Annotated in this window: 28 protein-coding genes; all 28 read left to right on the forward strand. The window is 38.8% G+C overall.

What is annotated here, in order from left to right; genetic code table 11:
* The 28 genes from HMPREF0381_RS01715 (at nt 1) to HMPREF0381_RS01850 (ending at nt 20358) form a co-directional block, all read left to right on the forward strand.
* The gene (locus tag HMPREF0381_RS01715) at nt 1-471 is read left to right on the forward strand and encodes a gp33 family protein (protein ID WP_008750139.1); all 471 of its coding nucleotides are present in this window, start codon (nt 1-3) and stop codon (nt 469-471) included.
* Nucleotides 471-1142 (forward strand): PH domain-containing protein, encoded by a 672-nt coding sequence (locus HMPREF0381_RS01720; protein WP_008750140.1) that lies wholly within the window; start codon nt 471-473, stop codon nt 1140-1142. Before HMPREF0381_RS01715 ends, HMPREF0381_RS01720 begins: the two co-directional genes overlap by 1 nt.
* Nucleotides 1135-1548, forward strand: a complete 414-nt coding sequence (locus HMPREF0381_RS01725; RefSeq protein ID WP_008750141.1) for a hypothetical protein — start codon at nt 1135-1137, stop codon at nt 1546-1548. Before HMPREF0381_RS01720 ends, HMPREF0381_RS01725 begins: the two co-directional genes overlap by 8 nt.
* 1 nt (nt 1549) lies before the next feature.
* On the forward strand, nt 1550-2485 hold the full coding sequence (locus HMPREF0381_RS01730) for an AAA family ATPase (protein WP_008750142.1): 936 nt from the start codon (nt 1550-1552) through the stop codon (nt 2483-2485).
* Nucleotides 2478-2915, forward strand: a complete 438-nt coding sequence (locus HMPREF0381_RS01735) for a single-stranded DNA-binding protein (protein WP_008750143.1) — start codon at nt 2478-2480, stop codon at nt 2913-2915. Before HMPREF0381_RS01730 ends, HMPREF0381_RS01735 begins: the two co-directional genes overlap by 8 nt.
* An 11-nt stretch (nt 2916-2926) precedes the next feature.
* A complete protein-coding gene (locus HMPREF0381_RS01740) occupies nt 2927-3562 on the forward strand; it encodes a DUF7768 domain-containing protein (RefSeq protein WP_008750144.1) in 636 nt (211 codons plus the stop codon).
* A 1-nt stretch (nt 3563) separates the two neighbouring features.
* Entirely contained in the window at nt 3564-6269 is a 2706-nt protein-coding gene (locus HMPREF0381_RS01745; protein WP_008750145.1) for a DUF927 domain-containing protein, read from the forward strand.
* A 440-nt stretch (nt 6270-6709) separates the two neighbouring features.
* Nucleotides 6710-7096: a hypothetical protein gene (locus HMPREF0381_RS01750; RefSeq protein WP_008750146.1), complete on the forward strand. Its 387-nt coding sequence runs from the start codon at nt 6710-6712 to the stop codon at nt 7094-7096.
* Nucleotides 7093-7272 (forward strand): hypothetical protein, encoded by a 180-nt coding sequence (locus HMPREF0381_RS01755; RefSeq protein ID WP_008750147.1) that lies wholly within the window; start codon nt 7093-7095, stop codon nt 7270-7272. Before HMPREF0381_RS01750 ends, HMPREF0381_RS01755 begins: the two co-directional genes overlap by 4 nt.
* Complete coding sequence (locus HMPREF0381_RS14295; RefSeq protein ID WP_008750148.1) at nt 7262-7744, forward strand: VRR-NUC domain-containing protein; 483 nt, start codon at nt 7262-7264, stop codon at nt 7742-7744. The genes HMPREF0381_RS01755 and HMPREF0381_RS14295 overlap by 11 nt, the downstream gene beginning before the upstream one ends.
* Nucleotides 7744-7983 (forward strand): hypothetical protein, encoded by a 240-nt coding sequence (locus HMPREF0381_RS01765; protein ID WP_008750149.1) that lies wholly within the window; start codon nt 7744-7746, stop codon nt 7981-7983. Before HMPREF0381_RS14295 ends, HMPREF0381_RS01765 begins: the two co-directional genes overlap by 1 nt.
* A complete protein-coding gene (locus HMPREF0381_RS01770) occupies nt 7973-8458 on the forward strand; it encodes a hypothetical protein (RefSeq protein WP_008750150.1) in 486 nt (161 codons plus the stop codon). Before HMPREF0381_RS01765 ends, HMPREF0381_RS01770 begins: the two co-directional genes overlap by 11 nt.
* Before the next feature lie 69 nt (nt 8459-8527).
* A complete protein-coding gene (locus HMPREF0381_RS01775) occupies nt 8528-9052 on the forward strand; it encodes a hypothetical protein (protein WP_008750151.1) in 525 nt (174 codons plus the stop codon).
* A gap of 272 nt (nt 9053-9324) precedes the next feature.
* Complete coding sequence (locus HMPREF0381_RS01780; RefSeq protein ID WP_008750152.1) at nt 9325-9879, forward strand: hypothetical protein; 555 nt, start codon at nt 9325-9327, stop codon at nt 9877-9879.
* Nucleotides 9833-11698: a phage terminase large subunit family protein gene (locus tag HMPREF0381_RS01785; RefSeq protein WP_008750153.1), complete on the forward strand. Its 1866-nt coding sequence runs from the start codon at nt 9833-9835 to the stop codon at nt 11696-11698. The genes HMPREF0381_RS01780 and HMPREF0381_RS01785 overlap by 47 nt, the downstream gene beginning before the upstream one ends.
* A 17-nt stretch (nt 11699-11715) precedes the next feature.
* Nucleotides 11716-11940, forward strand: coding sequence for a peptidyl-prolyl cis-trans isomerase (locus tag HMPREF0381_RS01790; protein ID WP_008750154.1), 225 nt, complete (start codon nt 11716-11718; stop codon nt 11938-11940).
* Nucleotides 11941-11945: 5 nt separating this feature from the next.
* Nucleotides 11946-13460, forward strand: coding sequence for a phage portal protein (locus HMPREF0381_RS01795; protein WP_008750155.1), 1515 nt, complete (start codon nt 11946-11948; stop codon nt 13458-13460).
* Nucleotides 13405-14061: an HK97 family phage prohead protease gene (locus HMPREF0381_RS01800; protein ID WP_242824378.1), complete on the forward strand. Its 657-nt coding sequence runs from the start codon at nt 13405-13407 to the stop codon at nt 14059-14061. Before HMPREF0381_RS01795 ends, HMPREF0381_RS01800 begins: the two co-directional genes overlap by 56 nt.
* Nucleotides 14058-15587: a phage major capsid protein gene (locus HMPREF0381_RS01805; RefSeq protein ID WP_008750157.1), complete on the forward strand. Its 1530-nt coding sequence runs from the start codon at nt 14058-14060 to the stop codon at nt 15585-15587. The genes HMPREF0381_RS01800 and HMPREF0381_RS01805 overlap by 4 nt, the downstream gene beginning before the upstream one ends.
* Nucleotides 15588-15603: 16 nt before the next feature.
* Nucleotides 15604-15930 (forward strand): DUF2190 family protein, encoded by a 327-nt coding sequence (locus HMPREF0381_RS01810; RefSeq protein WP_008750158.1) that lies wholly within the window; start codon nt 15604-15606, stop codon nt 15928-15930.
* A gap of 9 nt (nt 15931-15939) precedes the next feature.
* On the forward strand, nt 15940-16248 hold the full coding sequence (locus tag HMPREF0381_RS01815) for a hypothetical protein (protein ID WP_008750159.1): 309 nt from the start codon (nt 15940-15942) through the stop codon (nt 16246-16248).
* A gap of 6 nt (nt 16249-16254) precedes the next feature.
* The gene (locus HMPREF0381_RS01820) at nt 16255-16590 is read left to right on the forward strand and encodes a hypothetical protein (RefSeq protein WP_008750160.1); all 336 of its coding nucleotides are present in this window, start codon (nt 16255-16257) and stop codon (nt 16588-16590) included.
* Entirely contained in the window at nt 16587-17201 is a 615-nt protein-coding gene (locus HMPREF0381_RS01825; protein ID WP_008750161.1) for a hypothetical protein, read from the forward strand. Before HMPREF0381_RS01820 ends, HMPREF0381_RS01825 begins: the two co-directional genes overlap by 4 nt.
* Nucleotides 17201-17677, forward strand: a complete 477-nt coding sequence (locus HMPREF0381_RS01830) for a hypothetical protein (RefSeq protein ID WP_008750162.1) — start codon at nt 17201-17203, stop codon at nt 17675-17677. The genes HMPREF0381_RS01825 and HMPREF0381_RS01830 overlap by 1 nt, the downstream gene beginning before the upstream one ends.
* Nucleotides 17674-17994 (forward strand): hypothetical protein, encoded by a 321-nt coding sequence (locus tag HMPREF0381_RS01835; protein ID WP_008750163.1) that lies wholly within the window; start codon nt 17674-17676, stop codon nt 17992-17994. Before HMPREF0381_RS01830 ends, HMPREF0381_RS01835 begins: the two co-directional genes overlap by 4 nt.
* Nucleotides 17994-19454, forward strand: coding sequence for a phage tail sheath family protein (locus tag HMPREF0381_RS01840; RefSeq protein ID WP_008750164.1), 1461 nt, complete (start codon nt 17994-17996; stop codon nt 19452-19454). The genes HMPREF0381_RS01835 and HMPREF0381_RS01840 overlap by 1 nt, the downstream gene beginning before the upstream one ends.
* A gap of 2 nt (nt 19455-19456) precedes the next feature.
* Nucleotides 19457-19984: a phage major tail tube protein gene (locus HMPREF0381_RS01845; RefSeq protein ID WP_008750165.1), complete on the forward strand. Its 528-nt coding sequence runs from the start codon at nt 19457-19459 to the stop codon at nt 19982-19984.
* A gap of 11 nt (nt 19985-19995) precedes the next feature.
* Complete coding sequence (locus tag HMPREF0381_RS01850) at nt 19996-20358, forward strand: phage tail assembly protein (protein WP_040461036.1); 363 nt, start codon at nt 19996-19998, stop codon at nt 20356-20358.
* The last annotated feature ends 102 nt before the right edge of the window (nt 20359-20460 follow it).

The raw sequence follows: 20460 nt of genomic DNA on the forward strand, positions 1-20460 counted from the left end.
ATGGAAACGATTATAACGCTTGACGATAAGGTAAGAGCTTATAAGGATCTCTTAGATAAAAAGGATGAGCTGACAGAGCAGACAAAGGAAAATAATAAGAAGCTTGATGAACTTGAGCAGGAAATTGCACAGCAGATGGTAGATGAAGAAAAGCCTGATACTACAGTAGACGGTTTCAAATACAGTTTGCAGGAGAAGACCATCTATTCAAAAATCGGTGAAGACAAACTGATGGAGAAAGGACTGGACTTCTTCGAGGTACTTCGTGAGGAGGGATTCGGAGATTTGATTGTTGAAAGAGTGGATTCAAGGACACTTAATTCAGCGATGAATAATCTTGTAGAGGAAACAGGAGAGCTTCCGGAAGGGCTTGCGGAGTGCTTAAGTATTTACTCTCAATTAAAAGTTTCAAAGCGTAAGGCAAATACGAAGGCTCTTAGCAGAGCAAAGAAAGCACAGGAGGAAATCTGATGAAAAGACTTAGTGAATATACAAATGGGGAGCTTATAAACCTTACAAAGGAAGAATATGACGAATTGATTGATTTTGAGTGTATGTATCAAGGTGCACCATTATCAATTGAAACACCGACATACAAGGAGCTTCCATCTATTCCTGAACCTGAAGTGGTTCTGTACCAGGTAGCCGGATTTTTATTTGAAGACGAATCTGAAGCAAAAGAATTTTTAAAGGTTGTAAATAATCTAAAATCTTGCGTTGAAACAGATTATGATTACTACTCCGGAAATTCAGATTACAAATATGTGAAGAAAAGAAATGTACGACAGAATAATGGTATTACAGAAAAAAAGGTATACACAGAGGAAACATACTGCAGTGTTAGGGCAACTCTAAAAAGTATTGAAGATTTGGAAAAATACAATAGAGATGTAAAGGCTGAATATGAATCGAGATGGGCTCAAAGGAATGTAATTATTTGTGATGTTGATGAAGCTATAGACAAAGCTCGAGATGAATCTATAAAGTTAGAGAATGCTGTGCGAATGTATAAGAAATATTTAGAACTCAGTGAGGGGAATGAAACAATAGCACAAAGTTTCTTTTCTACTACAGAGTATGCAAACCTTTTCCCAAAGGTTTTAGAAAAGATTACAGGTCAGGAGGGAGCAACTAATGGATAACTACTTTGAGTGGAAAGATAATCTGAAAGAGAATATGCAGGAAGTGGCCAATAGAACTCTTGAGCAAATACAGGAAAATATAGTTCTTTCAGAGGTTAAAAACAGGCATGAGGGATACGGTATATCTGCAGAACACTATATCATAATGCAGAAAGCTTTTAAAAGCGTAAAAACGGATATGGATGACTTCCTTAAACTTTTGCCGGTAGAAGATAAAAATGCTTTAAATACGGTTAGTTCGCTATATAATTCAGCCATTGACATGGGAGTGGTTGCAATGGAGTTTGCTGCACAGTGTAAGAGAATTCTTGCCGACCTTTATGACAAAGAAAAGTCTCCATTGGAACAGTACATAGATGAAATGGAGTCGGACAAAGAAGATTTTGAAGATGTAGAGGAGAAATAAAATGGCAAAAATTAATTTTACAATTACAAAAGCAAAAAAAGAACAGATTTGTGTCAAGGTATTAGTCAGTGGACCTTCAGGAAGTGGAAAGTCTTATTCAGCACTTAGGCTGGCAACAGGAATTGCAGGCAAGGTAGGTGAAGGAACAAAGATAGGATACATAGGTACAGAGGGCATGAGAGACAAGCTCTATGCACATGAGTTCGACTATGACCTGATAAGTCTTGAAGAGTACAGTCCTGATTATTACATTGCTGCTATAGATGCATTCTTAGATGCAGAATACAAGGTCATTATTATAGATTCTATGACACATCTGTGGAATTGGGTGCAGGATCAGGTACAGGTTACCACCAAGGGTGATAATACATTCCAGGCGTGGGGAAAGTATAAAAAAGAAAATAAGAAGATTATCGAGAAAATCCTACTTGCACCGGCACACATCATAGTGACAGCGAGAGGTAAGGATGAGTATGTCCTTGAAGCCAACAGCCGTGGCAAGATGGCACCAAGAAAGGTCGGCGTGGGAGCTCAACAGGATAAAGACATTGAATACGAATATATGGTTACTTGGATGATTGATCAGGATACTCACCTTGCAGAGGCGGTAAAAGACAACACTCATATCTTTGAAGGTAAGATTCAAGTGCTTGATGAGAAATCCGGAGAGGCACTCTATGATTGGGCAAATGACGGCGATCCGGTCAAGTCTCCGGCACAGAGGGCAGAAGAAGTAAAGAAGATACATGATGAGATTACAGAAAAGGCAACAGAGCTTGGCGGTTCAAAGAATAAAGAGATGATGAAGTGGTATAAGGATAAATTTGGTGGAAACCATAAGAACAATAAAGACCTTGAGTTCTTAAAACAGGCTTTAAGTGAGATGGATCAATTCAAAGCAGTAGCAGAGGAACAAAAGGAGGACAAGAGTGAATAAAGTAATACTTATCGGAAGATTTGTACGTGATCCTGAAATAAGGTACTCATCAAATGATAAATGCTGTGCGAATTTTAGTATAGCGGTAGATAGAAAGTATAAGCAGGAAGGACAGCAAGATGCAGACTTTCCCCGAGTAATCGCTTGGGGAAAAACTGCAGAATTCATTGAAAAATATTTCAGGCGGGGAATGAAGATAGTAATTGAAGGACGAATCCAGACAGGCAAATATACAAATAAAGAAGGTCAAACAGTTTATACAACTGATGTGGTCGCAGAGTCTGTTGAATTTGCCGAAAGTAAATCTGCCACATCAGGCAATAATAACAAGTCGAAACCTGCAAAAAGCGACAACTATCAAGGCATGGATGAAGATGGATGGATGAGCATACCTGATGATGTGAATGATGAGGGACTGCCATTTAATTAAAAGGAGGAACTATGAAGCCATTACATGGAAGTTTTGATTACTTACAACAAAGAGAATGTATTCAAGTAGGAGAAATAGTAGATCCTGAAACATTCTGCCATTTTTCAGAAAATTCAACTTTTCAAAGAGATGATATATTTCAAATAGATTATGTAGCGGCAATAATCGGAGATGTTAAACTTTATGATACCATAGCAAAAATGAATAAATATGCACCTTGGAGATATGTAGGTCAGTGTGAAAAAGGGCATATAGAAAATAAGAATCCTGCACTGATGCCGTTTGTATATGTTTGTTCAAGGTACAGAGCAAAGACATCAGATGAAAGGCTACAAAATATTGAACTTGCTAAATATGCTTGTGAGAGAGTTATACAGACGGGGGCAATACCGATAGCACCGCATTTATACTTTACGAGATTTTTAGATGACAATGTCGAGTTTGAGAGAAGCTTTGGTATGGAAGCTGGCAAAAAGATGATGGAGATGTGTAGCTCTTTCTTTGTGCTTACAGTAGATGAAGAAATCAGTGAAGGCATGGATGAAGAAATTAAATATATGACAGGGATACTTGGACTTGAGGGTAGTAACAAGAACTATACAAAAGAAGAGGCAAAAAGGATTGTAGAGCAAAGATTGGAGATTTGATATGCGTGTAGATGAAGTGGACATTGATCACTTGGTCGATTATAAAACTGAATATTCTCGCATTATCCCAAAATACAAAATCTCCGGAGATAATCTGACAGGTCTGTGTCCATTTCATGATGATAAAAACAATTCTTTTTCAGTAGATCTAAAAACAGGCTGTTGGAAATGTCATGCTGAGGACAGAGGCGGAAATTTTACATCATTTTATGCAGAACTGAACGGTATCGATACTAAAGAAGCCTATAAAGCCATATTAAAGAAATATGGAGCTTATAAGGCGGAAGAAGATAAGAAGCCTGAAGGGAGCCTGTTATCGTACAGCGTAGCACAGTATGTGCTTGAAAAGAGGCTCCCGGAGGAGTTCCTAAAAGAGCAATGCTGTCTACAGACAAAAAAGGACAAACAGGGAATTCAATATTTATATATTCCATACTTCAATGAAAATTCTGATGAAGTGACCTACAGAAAGAGGTACGGAAACAAACAATTCAGATGGAAGTATGGAGCCGGCAAAGACATCTGCATGTATGGAGAGTGGAAGCTGGAACAGATACGGACTGCAGGATATGTAGTCTTAGTTGAAGGCGAATCAGACAGTCAGAGTATGTGGTATATGGGCATAAGTACACTTGGAATCCCCGGAGCCTCTATGATGAGAAAAGAGTGGGCAACCACTCTGCAGGATTTAAAAGTATATATCCATGTTGAGCCTGACAAAGGTGGTGAAACATTCCTTCATAAAGTTACTACCGCACTAAGAGACGGCAAGTTTATCGGACAGGTATACAAGTGGAGTTGCAAGAACTTAGGGTGCAAGGATCCTTCAGATGTGTATATCAAGTATGGCAAGGAAGAAGCTGCAAAGAAGATAAAATCAGCCATAAGTAATGCCAAAATTATAGATATAGATGAAGAATCAATCCCTGAAGCTTTACCGGGAGCACCCGTTAATTTAAGGCAGCCTGAAGGGTGGATTTATTCAGATAAGGGTATAAGTAAGATTGATGAGAAGAAATTTACACCTGTAACAGTTTGCAGAACACCGATTATTTTAACCAAGAGACTTAGAAGTATGGAGACCGGAGAAGAAAAAATGGAGGTAGCATTTAAGAGGGATGGAACTTGGCACAAAGCAATATATCCAAGAAGTACTATCTTCACGGCAAGAGGCATTACAGCACTGGCAGACCTTGGATGTACGGTCACTTCGGAGAATGCAAAGCAGGTGGTTAAGTTTTTGGCCGCACTTGAGGCAGAGAACATAGACATCATAAGAAAGGCTGACTCTACATCTACATTCGGATGGCAGGAAGGGAAGAGATTTATACCGGGACATGATAAAGATATAGTGCTTGATATAGATCCGTCACAAAGGGCACTTGCTGCTGCCTACTGTCAAAACGGTACATTCAAAGACTGGCTTGAGATGATGAGACCACACAGGAAGAGAGATAAGTTCAGATTTATTTTAGCTGCAGGCTTTACTGCTCCGCTTCTTAGAATAATTAAACAGAGAATATTCTTTGTATATAACTGGGGAGGCTCTAAAGGTGGAAAAACTGCAGGACTAAAGGCGGCACTGTCCGCATGGGGAGACCCTGAAAGACTGATGGTAAACTTTAATGCCACACAGGTGGGACTTGAGAGAACAGCAAGTTTTTATTGTGACTTGCCACTTGGGATTGATGAGAGGCAGCTTGCAGGAAACAATCAAAACAGCCTTGAAAAGATTGTCTATATGATAGCAAGCGGTACTGGAAAGATACGAGGAGCAAAGTCGGGTGGAATTCAGGCAATGCATACATGGAGAACTGTTGCTCTTGCTACAGGTGAGGAGCCACTGTCAACAGAAACGAGCCAGACCGGTGTCAGCACCCGTGTGCTTGAGATTTACGGCGGCCCCTTTGATGATGAAAGAGAAGCATCTATGATGCACCAGCAATCAGCTATAAATTGTGGCTGGGCAGGTCCGGCATTTATAGGGATGTTAATGCATACGGATGAGCGAAGCATAACTTTAAAATATGATGAGATGATGCAATTCGTATATCAGCTAAGCAAAGGCAAGAGCGGTTCGCATATAGCAGGTATAGCTGCAGTAGCACTAACTGATGCAATTATAGATACATGGCTGTTTGAGGGCTCAGAATGGCTTCATAGATATGAAGTCGGAGAATTTGACACTAAAGAGTCTAAGGACAATCCTGAAGCATTACAGATAGCTCCTGAGTCATGGGAAAGAGCCAAGGAGATGGCAAGAAACATCCTAAAAGAGCAAATGGATGCGGATGTTGGTGATGTAAATGAAAATGCAACACAATACATTATTGACTGGATTCTCTCAAATAAAGACAGTTTCGGAGAAAGGGTATACGGAACATGTTTGGGGCTTATACAAGGACCGGAAGTGTATATATTTCCATCAATGCTCACTCAAGCACTTACAAAGGCAGGATACTCATCCAGAAAGACTATGAAATATCTTGCAGATAAAAACCTGATCGGAACAACGACCAGTAAAAGCGGAGGAACTAAAAATTCAGTATTTAAGTGGTTCAATAACAGGCAGTGTCGGTTTGTAGAATTTCATCTTGGAAAACTGGTAAAGGAAAGTGAGCCGGCAGTAGATGAGAATGGAAATCCAATGGGAAACGGATGGAATAAAGTTCCTGAAAATGAGCAAATGGAGCTGCCATTCGATTAGATTGTGCAAAATCAAGAAGTCACCAAATTTCAAAAAAGGCCACCAAATTAAGAAATTGGAGCAAATTTGGTGACTGTATGAGTGCATAAAAATATTAAAATATCAGCATTAAAATATATTGAATATAACGAAAGTTACTACACACCTATTTTAAAATTAAATTAGGTGTGTAGTCAGGTGTGTAGTAAGAATGGCTTAAAATAAGGCTTTATAACACTTATACACACCTATAACACCTATACACACATTTATATACCAATATATTTTTCAGTGGAAAGTGGTGATACCTAGTCACCAAATTTGCAAAAAAAAACAAGGTGTATGTCAAAAATTAGGTGTGTAGGTGTGTAGTAAGCCCACAAACAGCGTAGTTGAGCCATTTTTACTACACACCTAAGGTTTTTCGCAGGTGTGTAGTAGGAAATAGGTGAGTAGTAAAAATGGATTTAAAAAATCAGGTTGATGAACTTAAAAGGCTTGTAGAGAAACTTAAGAGGAATGATTCAAATGTCTCTAAAGAGGATCTAATGACGAAGTATAAAAAGCCTTATATGGAGTTGAAAAATGAAATAAAGAAAAAAGTAGATGAGCTTACAGATGAGATACTTATAGAAGGCTTACTGATTGTTAAAGATGAAAGGGGATATAAATGTCTTGAAGATATAAGTCAATTTGTCGAAAAGAAAAAGGATGAAGGGATTATTAGGCAGTGCAGTGATTTAATCTTTAAGAAATATGATGTAGATAAAGTGGTTGAACTGGCTAAAGATGTTAAAACAGGAATTGATAAAATTTACAGTAAATATTTAGAGGAGGTAGAGCAATGAGTATGGCGGAAATATTAGGAATGCTTAACGAAAAAGTCAAGGAAGATGATAATAAGCATTCGCCTTGGACACGTATGGTATTAGAAAAAGATTTACTAAAAAAGTTAAGAACGGTTATTGTAATAGAATATGCCAAGAATATGAGACAAAAAAAGAGGAGAGAACATGGGAAATAGAGAAGGATATAAGGATCCGACCGCCGATATTGCAATACACAGAGCATATCATGCTCGTGGCAAATTAGATTATACGAAGTTCAACTCTTATGATGAGCTTAAGGATTACATAATGCAAAGGTACAAAATAAAGACAAGGTATGAAGCTGAAGTCTATATTAGAGAGCATATGCCAAAAGAATCGTATTTCCAAAAGCAGATAATGGACTGGATTAATAAAAACATTCCTGGGGCTGCTGTGTGGAAAGAAGCAGCCGGTCCGTATTCAGTAAGTGGGATTCCTGATATAACTTGTATAATAAGGGGACTGTATTATGGATTTGAGATTAAGCGCCCATTTATTGGGAGGCTTAGTAAGATTCAGAAAGAAACAATTGACCGGATAAATGAATCCGGCGGCAGGGCATATGTTGTGACTTCGGTAAAGGAAGTTGCAGAAATTCTAAAAGATGAACTTAGAAAGAGAGTGTGATGATGAATAAAGCCTCAGAAAGCAAGAATAAAATATATGCAATGCCATTGCTTAAGAACATCGGATTACAGGCAATGGACAGAAAAGAGTGGAATTTGCTTCAATGTCCGGTGTGCAATTGCAAGTGTTTTGAAATGCCACAGGCAAGGGTACTAAAGAGTTTAGGATACACAGGTATGTGTACAGAATGTATGCTTAAGCATCAATTTGGTGCAAAGGGAGAGGATAATGCAAACTGATAATAAAGAGTTGAAAGTGACTTTAAAAAAGTACCTTGGTCAATACTACAGAGCGAAGATAAAGCGAAAGCAATTGGAAATTAGACTTAAAAACTTTAGAGAAGAAATGGCTGGCACGCAAGGAGTAAAATATTCTCCTGTGCCGGGAGGACAGAGTGGAAGTCAAATATCCTCAACCGAAAATGCTGTTATGAGAGCAATGGAGATTGAGGAGAGAATCGTTAAACAGCAAGCACAGGTTCAAAAAGCAATGCTTGCTGTTATGGAGTTTATGGATTTCTTACCAATTGATTCTGTGGAGAGAAGTATACTTGAATACAGACACATAGACTGCTTACATTGGGAGCAAATCCCAGCAAGAATAAGTTATTCAAAAGCTTCATGCCATAAGTATTATAATGCAGGAATTGATATGTTACTTAGTTGTAGTGATGTACAGGAAACACTTCAAAAATATATTGGATTGGTTAAATAAAGTATATTGACTTTAGAGAACACAGGATGGTATTGTTGAAGTTACAAATACAATATATGGAGGGTATGTATGAATCAAAAAAGAAGAGGTATAGTGGCTATAATTTTAATCGCTATTATTATTGTGTGTGTCATTGGTATAATCATGACGAAACCTGCAGGTAAAAAAGTTGTGGATGAGAAGAAAGAGACAATGCAACCATTAGACATCTCAAATGTAGAACAGGAAAAAGAAACTGAAACATCAGAGCTATCTAAAACAATTGATAATGTTGATATTATCTTTTTTGAAAAAGTGCCAAAAGATTCAACAGGAAATATGAGGTTGGCAAAGGTCACAGGTAAGAAGTCTGCAGAGGGATATGCACTTGACTATTATAATATTTATTTTAAAGATGACAAGGAAGTACATGCGATAGTAAATTACACTCTCAATACTACAGCATGCATAACGAGTGTAGGTAATAAAATCAATGTGAGAATTTATGAACATAGGGATGGTGAAGAGAGTGATGCAAAAGAATTGTTTACTGGAGAGAAGTATGCAGAGTACAACATAGACAAAGAGACAGGAACAGTAGAGAAGATTGAATGATTAAAGAGTAGACATAAATAGACTTTTATATGTGTTATTATGGTAACATGGAGTATGATGGAAGAGGACAAGGTACAGGCTGATAGTGACCAGTACAATGTCCTTTTTTGTGTGAAATAATTTATAGCATCAAAAAAATAATAGGTACTACCAGAGGGGGAGGCCATATGCGGGGCGGAAAACAGCCCTGTCCTTGTCTCCCTAAAAATAGAAACACATGTTTGATTTCGTTACGACTGGCAGGGAAAGTAATCTATAGGAGGTGATGGTTGATGCTTGAAGAGCAAAATACTTATTGTCGTGTAGAAGTTATCTCCTCGCTTTTTGGTGTGACTGTGAGAAGGGTTCAACAACTTACACAAGAAGGAATAATATCTACTACAAAAACATTAGAGGGGAATAGGTATGAATTAGTTCCAACGACACAAAAATATATAAAATATCTTTCGGATAGAGCATATGGTAAAAGTAAATCTGAAAGAGAAATGGAACTTAGGGAACAAAAGCTTCAAGCTGAAATTGCTTTAAAAGAATCGCAAGGAGAAATGCATAGGTTAAAGACAGAGATAGCATCGGGTAAGTACATTGATATCGAAGAGGTGAAGATGGACTATAGCCGATTTTTTGTTTCATTCAAAAAATTTGCATTATCTTTGCCAAGTAGACTTGTAGGCAGAATTATAGGACACTGTGATCCTGTTGAACTTAGAGCAGTGGAGAAGGATTTGAGTTCAGAAGTTATAAGATTGATGGACAGCTTTGTGGTGGCAGGCTGCACACATGAAGAATTGGAAAAGAAAAAGCGTGGCAAGAAATCCGTTCCGTAAATTTGAAGTAACAAATTATCAGAAAGAAGTACTTAAATTCTTAAAGCCACCAGAAGATATTACAGTCACACAGTGGGCAGATAAATATAGAGTTTTAGACTTAAGGTCTTCTGCTATACCTGGGCCGTGGCGAACAGAACACACACCATATTTGAAAGGAATAATGGATGAATTTAATAATTATGAAACAGAGGAAATTATATATGTTAAACCTACTCAAGTAGGTGGCACGGAATGCCTACAAAATATGGTTGGATATATTATTCAGCAGGACCCGTCTCCAACTATGATAGTGTATCCTACTGATAAACTTGCTGAATCAGTATCTCAAAACAGGCTTCAACCTATGATAAAGGCTTCTACGGGGCTTAGAAACAGATTTTTAGAAAACGAGTCAACAAGGTTGGAGTTACAGTTTGATGGAATGTATTTAACTCTTGCAGGTTCAAATTCTCCATCAAGTCTTGCAAGTAAGGCAATCCGATTTCTTTTCCTTGATGAGGTAGATAAATATCCAGGTGCAAGCAAGAAGGAGGCTGACCCAATTTCTCTTGCAAGGGAGAGAACGAAAACATTCCATAATAAAAAAATATTCCTGACGAGTACGCCTACCTTAAGAGAGGGGCATATATGGAAAGCTATGGAAGATGCTGATATTGAAAAGCATTACTTTGTGCCATGTCCACATTGTGGAGAGTATATTGAATTAAAGATGAAACAAATCCAATTCCCCAAGGGTGAGGATATGAGCTATGCAGACCGTGCAGAGTTCGCAACGTATGTGTGCCAAGAATGTGGATGCATAATAACAGATAGAGATAAACCGGATATGCTTAGGCTTGGAGAATGGAGAGTTGTCAAGGAAAACACTAAGTTCGCAAGAAAAGTTGCATTCTGGATGAATACGTTGTATTCGCCTTTTGTGAGGTTTTCTGAGGTTGCAAAAGAATTTCTTGAAAGTCATGATGACCCCGAGAAACTGCAAAACTTTGTAAACAGCTGGCTGGCAGAGCCTTGGGAGGATACAAAGCTTAAGACCAATGCAGACCTCGTTATGGAAAGGCAGACAGAGTATGAAGAGTTTATTGTTCCTGAGTGGACGAAGGTTCTGACAGGAGGAGTTGATGTTCAGGAAAACTGCTTTTATTGGAGCATAAGAGCATGGGGAGATTATTTCACAAGTCAAAATATAGCACATGGCCAAGCATATTCATTCCAGGAGGTGGAAAGAATAATGAATTTGTCGTACCAGATGCCTGACAGTACTCCTCTTGTAGTTTCACTCGCATTGATAGATTCAGGAAACGATACCGACAGAGTATATGATTTCTGTGCAAACAACTCTGAGTGGGCATTACCAAGTAAGGGTGCTTCAAATAATATGCTTACTCATTATAAATTGTCTAAAGTAAATAAGGCTGACAGTAAAGCATATGGGATGAATCTTGTACTCGTTGATACCGGTAAGTATAAGGATATGATTGCAGGACGTATGAGGAAAGATAATGGAACCGGTTCATGGATGGTGTATAAAAATTGTGATATGGAGTATGCGACACAAGTAACTGCAGAGCATAAAGTTAATGTTAAAAACGGAAAAGGTGTTGTTAAGCAAGAGTGGAGACCAAAAACAGCACATGCTGATAACCACTATCTTGACTGTGAGGTTTATGCACTATGTGCAGCGGATATTCTTGGAGTGAGAACAATGCATCTTGATAATGTTGTTGAGAATGTAGGGAAGAGCGCAAAGCAAGATAATACGAAGCACTTTCCTGAAGAACAGTGGATTAAAACTAGTGAGAACTGGAATATTTAAGGCTAAGGAGATTTGCAATGAATAACAATTATACAGCAAGAGAAATGCTTGAAGAAGTTAATAATGCAATATATACAGTTCTTGTAGGAGGACAGTCATATAAGCTTGGTACAAGGCAGATGACACGTGCAGATTTGAATCTACTCTACAAGATGAAAAATGATCTGACCGCACAAATACAGTCAGAGAACGGTAATCACCTTTTAGATGATACCTATGTTGCTATATTTAGCGGAAGGTAGGTAATATGAGTTGGTTAGATAATTTAATCTCTTTTATATCACCTGAATGGGGTGCAAAGAGAGAAGCATGGCGACAAAATCTTGAGGAAATGAGGAGCTATGATGCGGGTGATTACTCAAGAGGGAATGCAAATTGGAGAGTGATAAATCAGTCAGCGGAGTATACCGATAAATACAGTCGTGATAATGTCAGAGCCAGAGCCAGGGACTTAGAGAGGAATTCGGATATGATGAACTCCGTTATAGGTGCCTATAAGAGAAATGTAATAGGTGGCGGATACACCTTGCAGGTAAAGACAGGTGATGATGAATTAAATGATACCATAGAGGCGGCATGGAAAAAGTGGTGTAAAAAGCAAAACTGTGATGTTACCGGAACTCAATCATTTACTCAGATGATGCGAATGTGCATGAAACGAAAGAAAATAGACGGAGGAATTCTGATAGTAAAGAGGTATACAAGTGACGGGTTCCTGCCATTTAAGCTTCAGACATTTGAGGTGGATGAACTTGATAATTCTCAGATGACACCAAAGGTTCAAGGTAACAAGGTGGTTGGCGGTATTGAGATGAATGAGTACAATAAACCGGTTGGCTATTGGATTAGGCAATATCCTGTTGACAGTTTAGCACTGACAACACCTGTATACATTGAGGCAAAGGATGTTATATTCCTGTACACAAAGCATAGACCGTCACAGATTAGGGAAATTAGCGATATGAGTCCTACAATCACAAGAATTCGTGATACAAACGAATTTATGGTAGCTGTATCGGTGAAAGAGAGGATAGCGGCCTGCCTTTCGGTATTTATAAAGAAAACCATACCAACTACGGGCATAGGAAGAGGAATTGGTGTAGGGCAGGGAGCTCTCCATGATTATCGAGGAAAGTCTATAACACCCGGAATGATCAAAGAACTTAATGCAGGAGATGAAATACAAGTTGTTAATCCTGCAGGACAGGCTACAGATGCAGCAAGCTATATAAAACTTCAGCAAAGACTTGTTGGTGCAGGACAGGGCATCAGTTATGAAGCAACAAGCAGGGATATGAGTGAAAGTAATTATTCTTCTACAAGACAGGGAATTATCGAAGATGAGATGACCTATGCGGAAGAAAAAGAGATGCTGATGGAAGTAATGGATGAGATATATGAGACATTTGTTATATCCTTATGGCTTTCAGGAAATATCTCGCTAAAAGATTTCTGGGGAAATAAAGATAAATATTTGGAGCATACATGGATTATTGCACCTAAAAAATGGATTGATCCACAGAAAGAAGCAAATGCAAATCGTATTGCTTTGAACACAGGTCAAAAGACCTTTAAACAGATTGCTGCAGAACAGGGCAGGGATTGGAAAGAACAGATTGAAGAAATTGCAGAAGTCCTTGAGTACGCTAAAGGTTTTGGCATTGATATGGGCAGTGTGATTTTTAATAAAACAAAGGAGGAGTTATATGAAGATGAAGAGGAGAGTTCTTCAGAGGGACAAGCCGGTGCAAAAAAGGAGTAAGGATACAGCAACCAGAGAGCTGATAAAAAACAGTATAAGAGCTTTAGATGGAGAGGGGAATGAACGAAAGTTTATCCTCTCTTTTTCATCTGAAGAACCGTATCAAAGATTCTGGGGAACGGAAATACTTGATCACTCAGAGGGAGCTGTAGATCTTACAAGGATTCAGGAAATTGGATGTTTGCTTTTTAATCACAATCGTGATGCGGTAGTAGGAAAAATCACAAAGGCATGGCTTGAAAATGGCCGTGGCATGGCAGAGATTGAGTTTGATACGGATGAAGCTTCAGAACTTATTTATCAGAAGGTAGCAAGTGGAACACTCAAAGGGGTGTCGGTAGGCTATCAGATAGATTCTTGGGAAGAGGTAATGCCTGGGAAGCATTCGGCAGATGGAAAGTTTACGGGACCTTGCGATATTGCAAGGAAGTGGACACCTTATGAGATTTCAATCGTGAGTGTACCTGCAGATCCTACAGTAGGCGTAGGCAGAGAACTTGGAGAGGAAAAGGTAACTTCAAGTAATCGCTCTTTAGATTGGTTTAACAGGCAACTTCAAATAAATAAAACAAGGGTAAAACAAGGAGGAAAAAAAACATGAATAAAAAAGCATTAAGACAGACAAAGCTTTTACGCCAGCAGGATATAGTAAATGCTGCAAAAGAAGCAAACAGGGATTTGACTGTTCAGGAGCAGGCGGAATTTGATGCTCTTCAAAGAGATATTGATTCGTTAACGGCAGAAATTTCAGCAGAGGAAAATCCTGCAGTCCCTGCCACAGGAGAGAGGGATGGAGATATTCTTCAAAGGGCAGTTGCTGAAGAGAGGGAACGTATAAGTTCGATAAATGACTTGTGCAGAGAGTTTGGGATGGATGCACAGGGATATATTGATAACGGTTCAACTATTGATCAGGTTAGAGATGCAGTTCTTGAACATGTGAGAAAAAACGGTGCACCGGTTGCTGCAAGAGGAGTTGATGTAACAGCTACTGCAGAAGATAAGTTCAGGGCAGCGGCAGCAGATTCCCTGTTACTTAGGAGTGGAATGAGCATTGAAAAGCCTGCTGACGGTTCAAGACAGATGATGGGAATGTCGCTTCGTGACTTGGCTATTGAGTGTCTTGCAGGTGAAGGAGATAGCAGTTTAAATCGCAGATCGTCTGATGAACTTTTTGGAATGCTTCAGAGACAGTTCTATAATCCAACTGCTTCTTTCCCGGCAATCTTAGACAATGCTATCAATAAGGCATATGTGGAAGGTCATAAGACTGTATCTGTGACATTTGACAGGTGGACTAAGAAGGGAAGCCTAAAGGATTTTAAGACTAATGATAACTATTATTTAGCAGGTCCGGCAGGAGAGTTCCTTGAAGTGCCGGAGGGCGGTGAGCTTAAGCATGATACCTTCAGTGATGAAAAGCGTCCGACGAGAAGATTGAAGACTTACGGTAGGCAATTCACACTTACAAGACAGGCATTCATAAATGATGATATAGATCTTGTAACAAGAATACCGGCAAAGTATGCAGCAAGTGCAAGAAAGACAATAAATAGGCAGGTATACAATATTTTGATAAAAAATCCGGCAATACATGACGGCACTGCTTTATTCTCAACAATGCATAAAAATCTGCTTGCAACAGGAACAGGAATAACAAGGGAATCTATGCAGAAAATGATTATTGCACTTCAGAATCAGGTGGATGAGTTCGGAGATGCAATAATTATAAGACCGGCTACATTGGTTGTTCCTTCCGGTATGGGATTTGAGATATTTACAATATTCAACAGCCCTACAATTAATACATCCGGCAATACACAGGCAGTAAACCCATTGTTTAGATATGCAAGCTCTATTGAGATTGTGGAAGAGCCAACTATCAATGTATTGTGTGGAGGCTATGGAAAGACAATGCCATGGTTCTTAATCGGACATAAGGATGATACGGACTTTATAGAAGTTGATTATCTTAACGGACAGGAAGTTCCAACTATACGAAGAATGGAAACACCTGGGCAGCTCGGATTCGTTTGGGATATATACCTTGACTGGGGTGTTGCGGTTATGGACTGGAGAGGTGCAGTCAAGAATAACGGTACCACAGTTGCAGACCCATTGGCATAAATAAAGGAGGTTTAGTATGGCAAGTGCTACATATTTTCAGAGAGGGGAAGCCCTCGATTACACAAATACTGGCAGTGATAAGATTACTGTCGGCACTGTAATAAAGATTGGAACAAGAATTGGTATAGCAGGGGACGACATCCTGCCAAAGGCAACGGGAACGATTCATGTTTCAGGAGTGTTTGAATTTAAGAAAACCGGAACGAATGAAATAAAAATGGGAACGAATGTATACTTTGACGGCACGGGAATAACTGAGACCGCAGGAAGCAACACACCTGCAGGATATGCTGCTGAAGATGCAGTGGCGAGTGCTACATCCATCAAGGTAAAAATTGGATAGGAGGCAAATATGCGAAAACTTATAGCTAAATATCCAATTCTTTATTTGTCTAAGCAATACGACATTGGAGATGAACTGGTCGCAAACAATCCTGAAATGGTGAGTGCATGGATTGAGGCAGGGACTGCCGAGTGGGTAGAGGATGAGGAATCTGCATCGGATGGTACTACAGATGAAAAATCAGAAGAGAAATTGCCACCTGCTAAAGCAATTCCTGTAGTGGCAGAGGCAGGACTTGCAGGTGATGCAGTAGGTTCAGAGACAGATGAAAATCTTGTAGGTAAGATACCGAAGACACCTGTAAGGAGCAGAAAGTAGGTATTGATGCAAAGGAAGTCATTCAAAGAAATTTTAAATCAGGATATTGAGAATGTATTCCTTAACACCTTGGAGTTTGCAGATATCCATAATGTAGATGGAAAAGATATGCCGGTGCAGGTAGATGATAATGAGGTTATAGAGAGAGAAAAAAAGGCAAAGTCTAATATGGACGGAGTATATGTTAAGCAAAAGTTGATTTATGTGAAAGCGAAGGACTTTGGATCATTGCCTGCAATCGGAAGGCAAATCATGCTTGACGGTAAGCGATATTTAATTACTGACTCTACAGATGAGTATGGTATTTATACGATAACATTGGAAGGGAATAGGAGCAAATGATTGAGTTTGGTATTGATGAGGTTAGCCTTTCAAGGGTCAGAGCTAAACTTTTGTTGTTCGAAAATCAAGTGCCTAATGTTATAAAAAAAGCCTTAAACGCTACTGCCAGAGATGCAAAGACAGCTCTGGCAGATAAAGCGAGGGAGACGTATGCTGTAAAATCTCCAAGATTTAAAAAAGCAATTAGGCAGAAAAATGCAACCGCTTCAAATCTTGTTGCGACTTTAAAGATAACAGGAAAGGCTACTGCACTATCGGATTTTAAATATAGAAGGCATAGCGGTGGAGCAAGTGCAAGGGGTAAGTTGTATAAAGATGGAGCTTTAAAGGACTTGTCATTGAACGATAAGTTAAAAGCATTTGTTGTGAAGTATCATTCAGGACATGTAGCTGTAGTGAGGAGAGACCCACCTAATAAATATACAAATGGTATATCTAAGAGAAAAGAAACCGGTGGAGATACTACTAAATTAAAAGAATTTTACAGCCCATCAATCCCTAGAATGATTGGAAATGAGTTAAAAGTATATGGCATCGTCAAGCCTAAGATACAAGAAAGCTTGAAGAAACATATCAATAGGGAAACGAGTAGAATTTTCAGAGGTAGATAATGACAGCAGGAAATCTTCAAAAAGAGTTGATGAAAGATATCGGTGGTATTTTTGAGAAAGATTTATTTAAAGATTCTCTTGGTAAGTATGGCTCACTAAATATATATGCACAGAATCTTCCAATACGAGAAGATGAGGATGCACCGGATCCTGTTCCATATATTATCGTGAGGATTTTAGATGGCAAGATAAAAGGATGGGTGGAAGCACAGGAAGTTCAGGTAATGCTAATTCTTGGATGTTTTGATGATAATTTGAACAATGATGGCCATGAGACATTGCTTGAATTAATTCAGAAAATTAGTGAGCGATTTTTGAAAAATCCTATCTTGGCAAATCAGTTTGTATTTTTAAATGATGAACAGCATCCATTTGAGTGGGCTCTTCAGGAAGAGGAGTCATTCCCATATTTTTTCGGAGCTATCAGCATGACTTTTAAGACAGCAGCTATAAGAACGGAGGATAAATACGCATGAGTGAACTGAAGAAAACAATAACAGAACCGGTGGAAGAAGAGGTAAGAGCACTTATACCTACATCCCAACCCAAAGAAGTGGAAACACTTGTTTATGTTGGTCCTACAATAATAGGTGTAGCAAGTCACAATACTATATTCAATAATGGTCTACCGGATAATTTAAAGGCGGCAATTGATAAAGAGCCTGCATTTAAGGGATTAGTTATTCCTGTAAACAGGCTTGCAGATGCACTAAAAGAAATTGAGACGAAGTCAGGAGCAACATTCTCATTATATGAAAAGGTTGCAGATTATAAATTACAGGAGGATAGTTAATGGCTTATAATCACGGAATAAGGATTGAGGAACAGGCAACAAGTATTGTTGCTCCAATTACAGGAAGTGCAGGACTACAGGTTGTAATTGGAACTGCACCGATAAATCTTGCAAAAGACCCATATAGTGTTACTAATGTACCACTGATTGCATATAGCTTTTCAGAGGCAGCGAGTCAGCTTGGATACAGTGATGATTTTAAAAAATTCACTCTCTGTCAAAGTATGGATGCAAGTTTCAGGATTTTTAATGTGGCTCCAATTATTTTTATTAATGTATTGGATCCTAAAAAGCACAAAAAAGATAATACAGAGGCTTCAGTAAATGTGGTTGCAAAGCAGGCAAAGCTTGAAGAAGATGGGATTCTTATTGATACTTTAGTGGTTAAAGATGGGGCTGCTACGCTTGTAAAAAATGAAGATTATATTACAAGTTTTACTGATGATGGAAAAGTACTGGTATCTCTGATTGAGGGAAGTTCACATGCAGGAGCAAGTACATTAACAGTAAAGTCCACAAGTATAGATCCTTCGGCTGTAAAGGCTAAGGACGTAATTGGTGGATATGATGCAGCTACAGACAAAGAAAGTGGGCTTGAGCTTATTAGACAGGTATATCCGAGGTTCAACATGACACCCGGTCTTTTACTTGCACCGGGATGGTCGCAAATACCTGAAGTAGGAATTGTTTTGGGAAGCAAGTGTTCGGAAATCAATGGAGTATTCAGTTGTGAATGTGTCCTTGATTTAGACAGCAGTAGTACCGGAGCAAAGAAGTACAGTGCAGTTGGAGAGTGGAAAAATAAAAACGGATATACAAATAAACATAGCGTTGTGCTATGGCCACAAGTAAAGGTTGGTAAGAAGCAGTACGCATTTTCGGCAATATTTGCAGCACTTACTGCTTATACAGATGCAATTAATGATGATGTTCCAAATCTTTCACCTTCAAATAAGATGGCAAAAATCACAGGTCTGGTACTTGATGACGGAACAGAGGTAACACTTGATCAGAATCAGGCAAATCTACTTAACAGCCAGGGTGTTATCACAGCAATTAATGTTAATGGTTGGAGAACATGGGGAAATAATACAGCAGCATATCCCGGAGTGACAGACCCTAAAGACAGATGGTTCTGCTGTAGAAGGTTTTTTTCATGGTGGGGTAACAGCTTTATTATGACATATTTCCAGAAAGTGGATGACCCTGCAAATTATCGTTTAATTGAATCAATTGTCGATAGTGAGAATATCAGAGGAAATTCATATGTGTCACAGAGCAAGTGTGCAGGCGCAAGGATTGTATTTGAGGAAAAGGATAATCAAATAACGGATATACTGAATGGTAAGATTAAATTCCGTCAATATCTGGCACCTTATACACCGGCAGAGGATATCCTTAATGTTTTGGAGTTTGATCCAAGCATGCTTGCAGCAGCAATAAGTGGAGGAGGTAATTAATTATGGCAGGAGTTCTTGGGATACCGGGAGTGATTAACAATTTCAATCTTTATTATAAAGGAACTGCTCTTGTGGGATTGACAGGTGAGATAACTCTCCCTGATTTTGAAGGAACAACGGAGACGCTTAGCGGACCGGGCATACTTGGAGAAATAGAAGAGGTTGTAATCGGAGCTTTCGGAAGTATGGAGCTTGAAATTCCATTCCGTATACTTGATGAGGATGCTTTTAGCCTTATGTCTCCAACAGAAACTCTTGACTTAACTCTTAGAGCAAGTGAACAATATACGGTAAAGAGTACCGGTGGAATAGATACTAAGGGAATGAGAGTTGTAGTCAGGGGAAGGCAAAAGAAGCTTACAGGGGGAACTATTAAGCAGGGCGGAGCAATGGATGCCTCTGTTACTGTTGAGGTGGCATATATCATGATAGAGCTTGATGGTAAAAAGAGAGTTGAACTTGATAAGCTTAATAATGTTTATAAAGTCAATGATAGAGATTTGTTGGCGAAGATTAGAAGTCAGTGCTAAAGGAGACAGATATGGCAGATAGAGATAAAGTAGTTAATGTATCAGTTGCTCAGGATATTACTGTAGAGGGTCCTAACTCTGAAAATTCTATGGTGATTACTTTTTCAAGAAAGTACAACTATGAGGGCGAGGAATATGGACAGGTAGATTTAAGTGGATTAGAGGATATGACTGCAACCGATATGATTGCAGCAAATAAAATACTGGAAAAAAGTGGAAGCTTCTCATTCTTACCTGAGATGTCACTTGAATATGCTTGTATCATATCAGCAAGAGCAACAAAGATGCCTTTAGAATTTTTTCAAAGATTACATCCAAGGGATGCTATCAAGGTAAAAAATAAGGTAACCTCTTTTTTTTACGGAGAGGGATAAGACCTGAAGATGGTAAAAATTTAAGAAAAATTGCAATACAGCTTGCTATGTCATTACAGACAGGGATTGATTATTTTCTATCCCTGTCTGTTTTTGAATTGA

The organism is Lachnoanaerobaculum saburreum DSM 3986 (assembly GCF_000185385.1).
Taxonomy (GTDB): domain Bacteria; phylum Bacillota; class Clostridia; order Lachnospirales; family Lachnospiraceae; genus Lachnoanaerobaculum; species Lachnoanaerobaculum saburreum.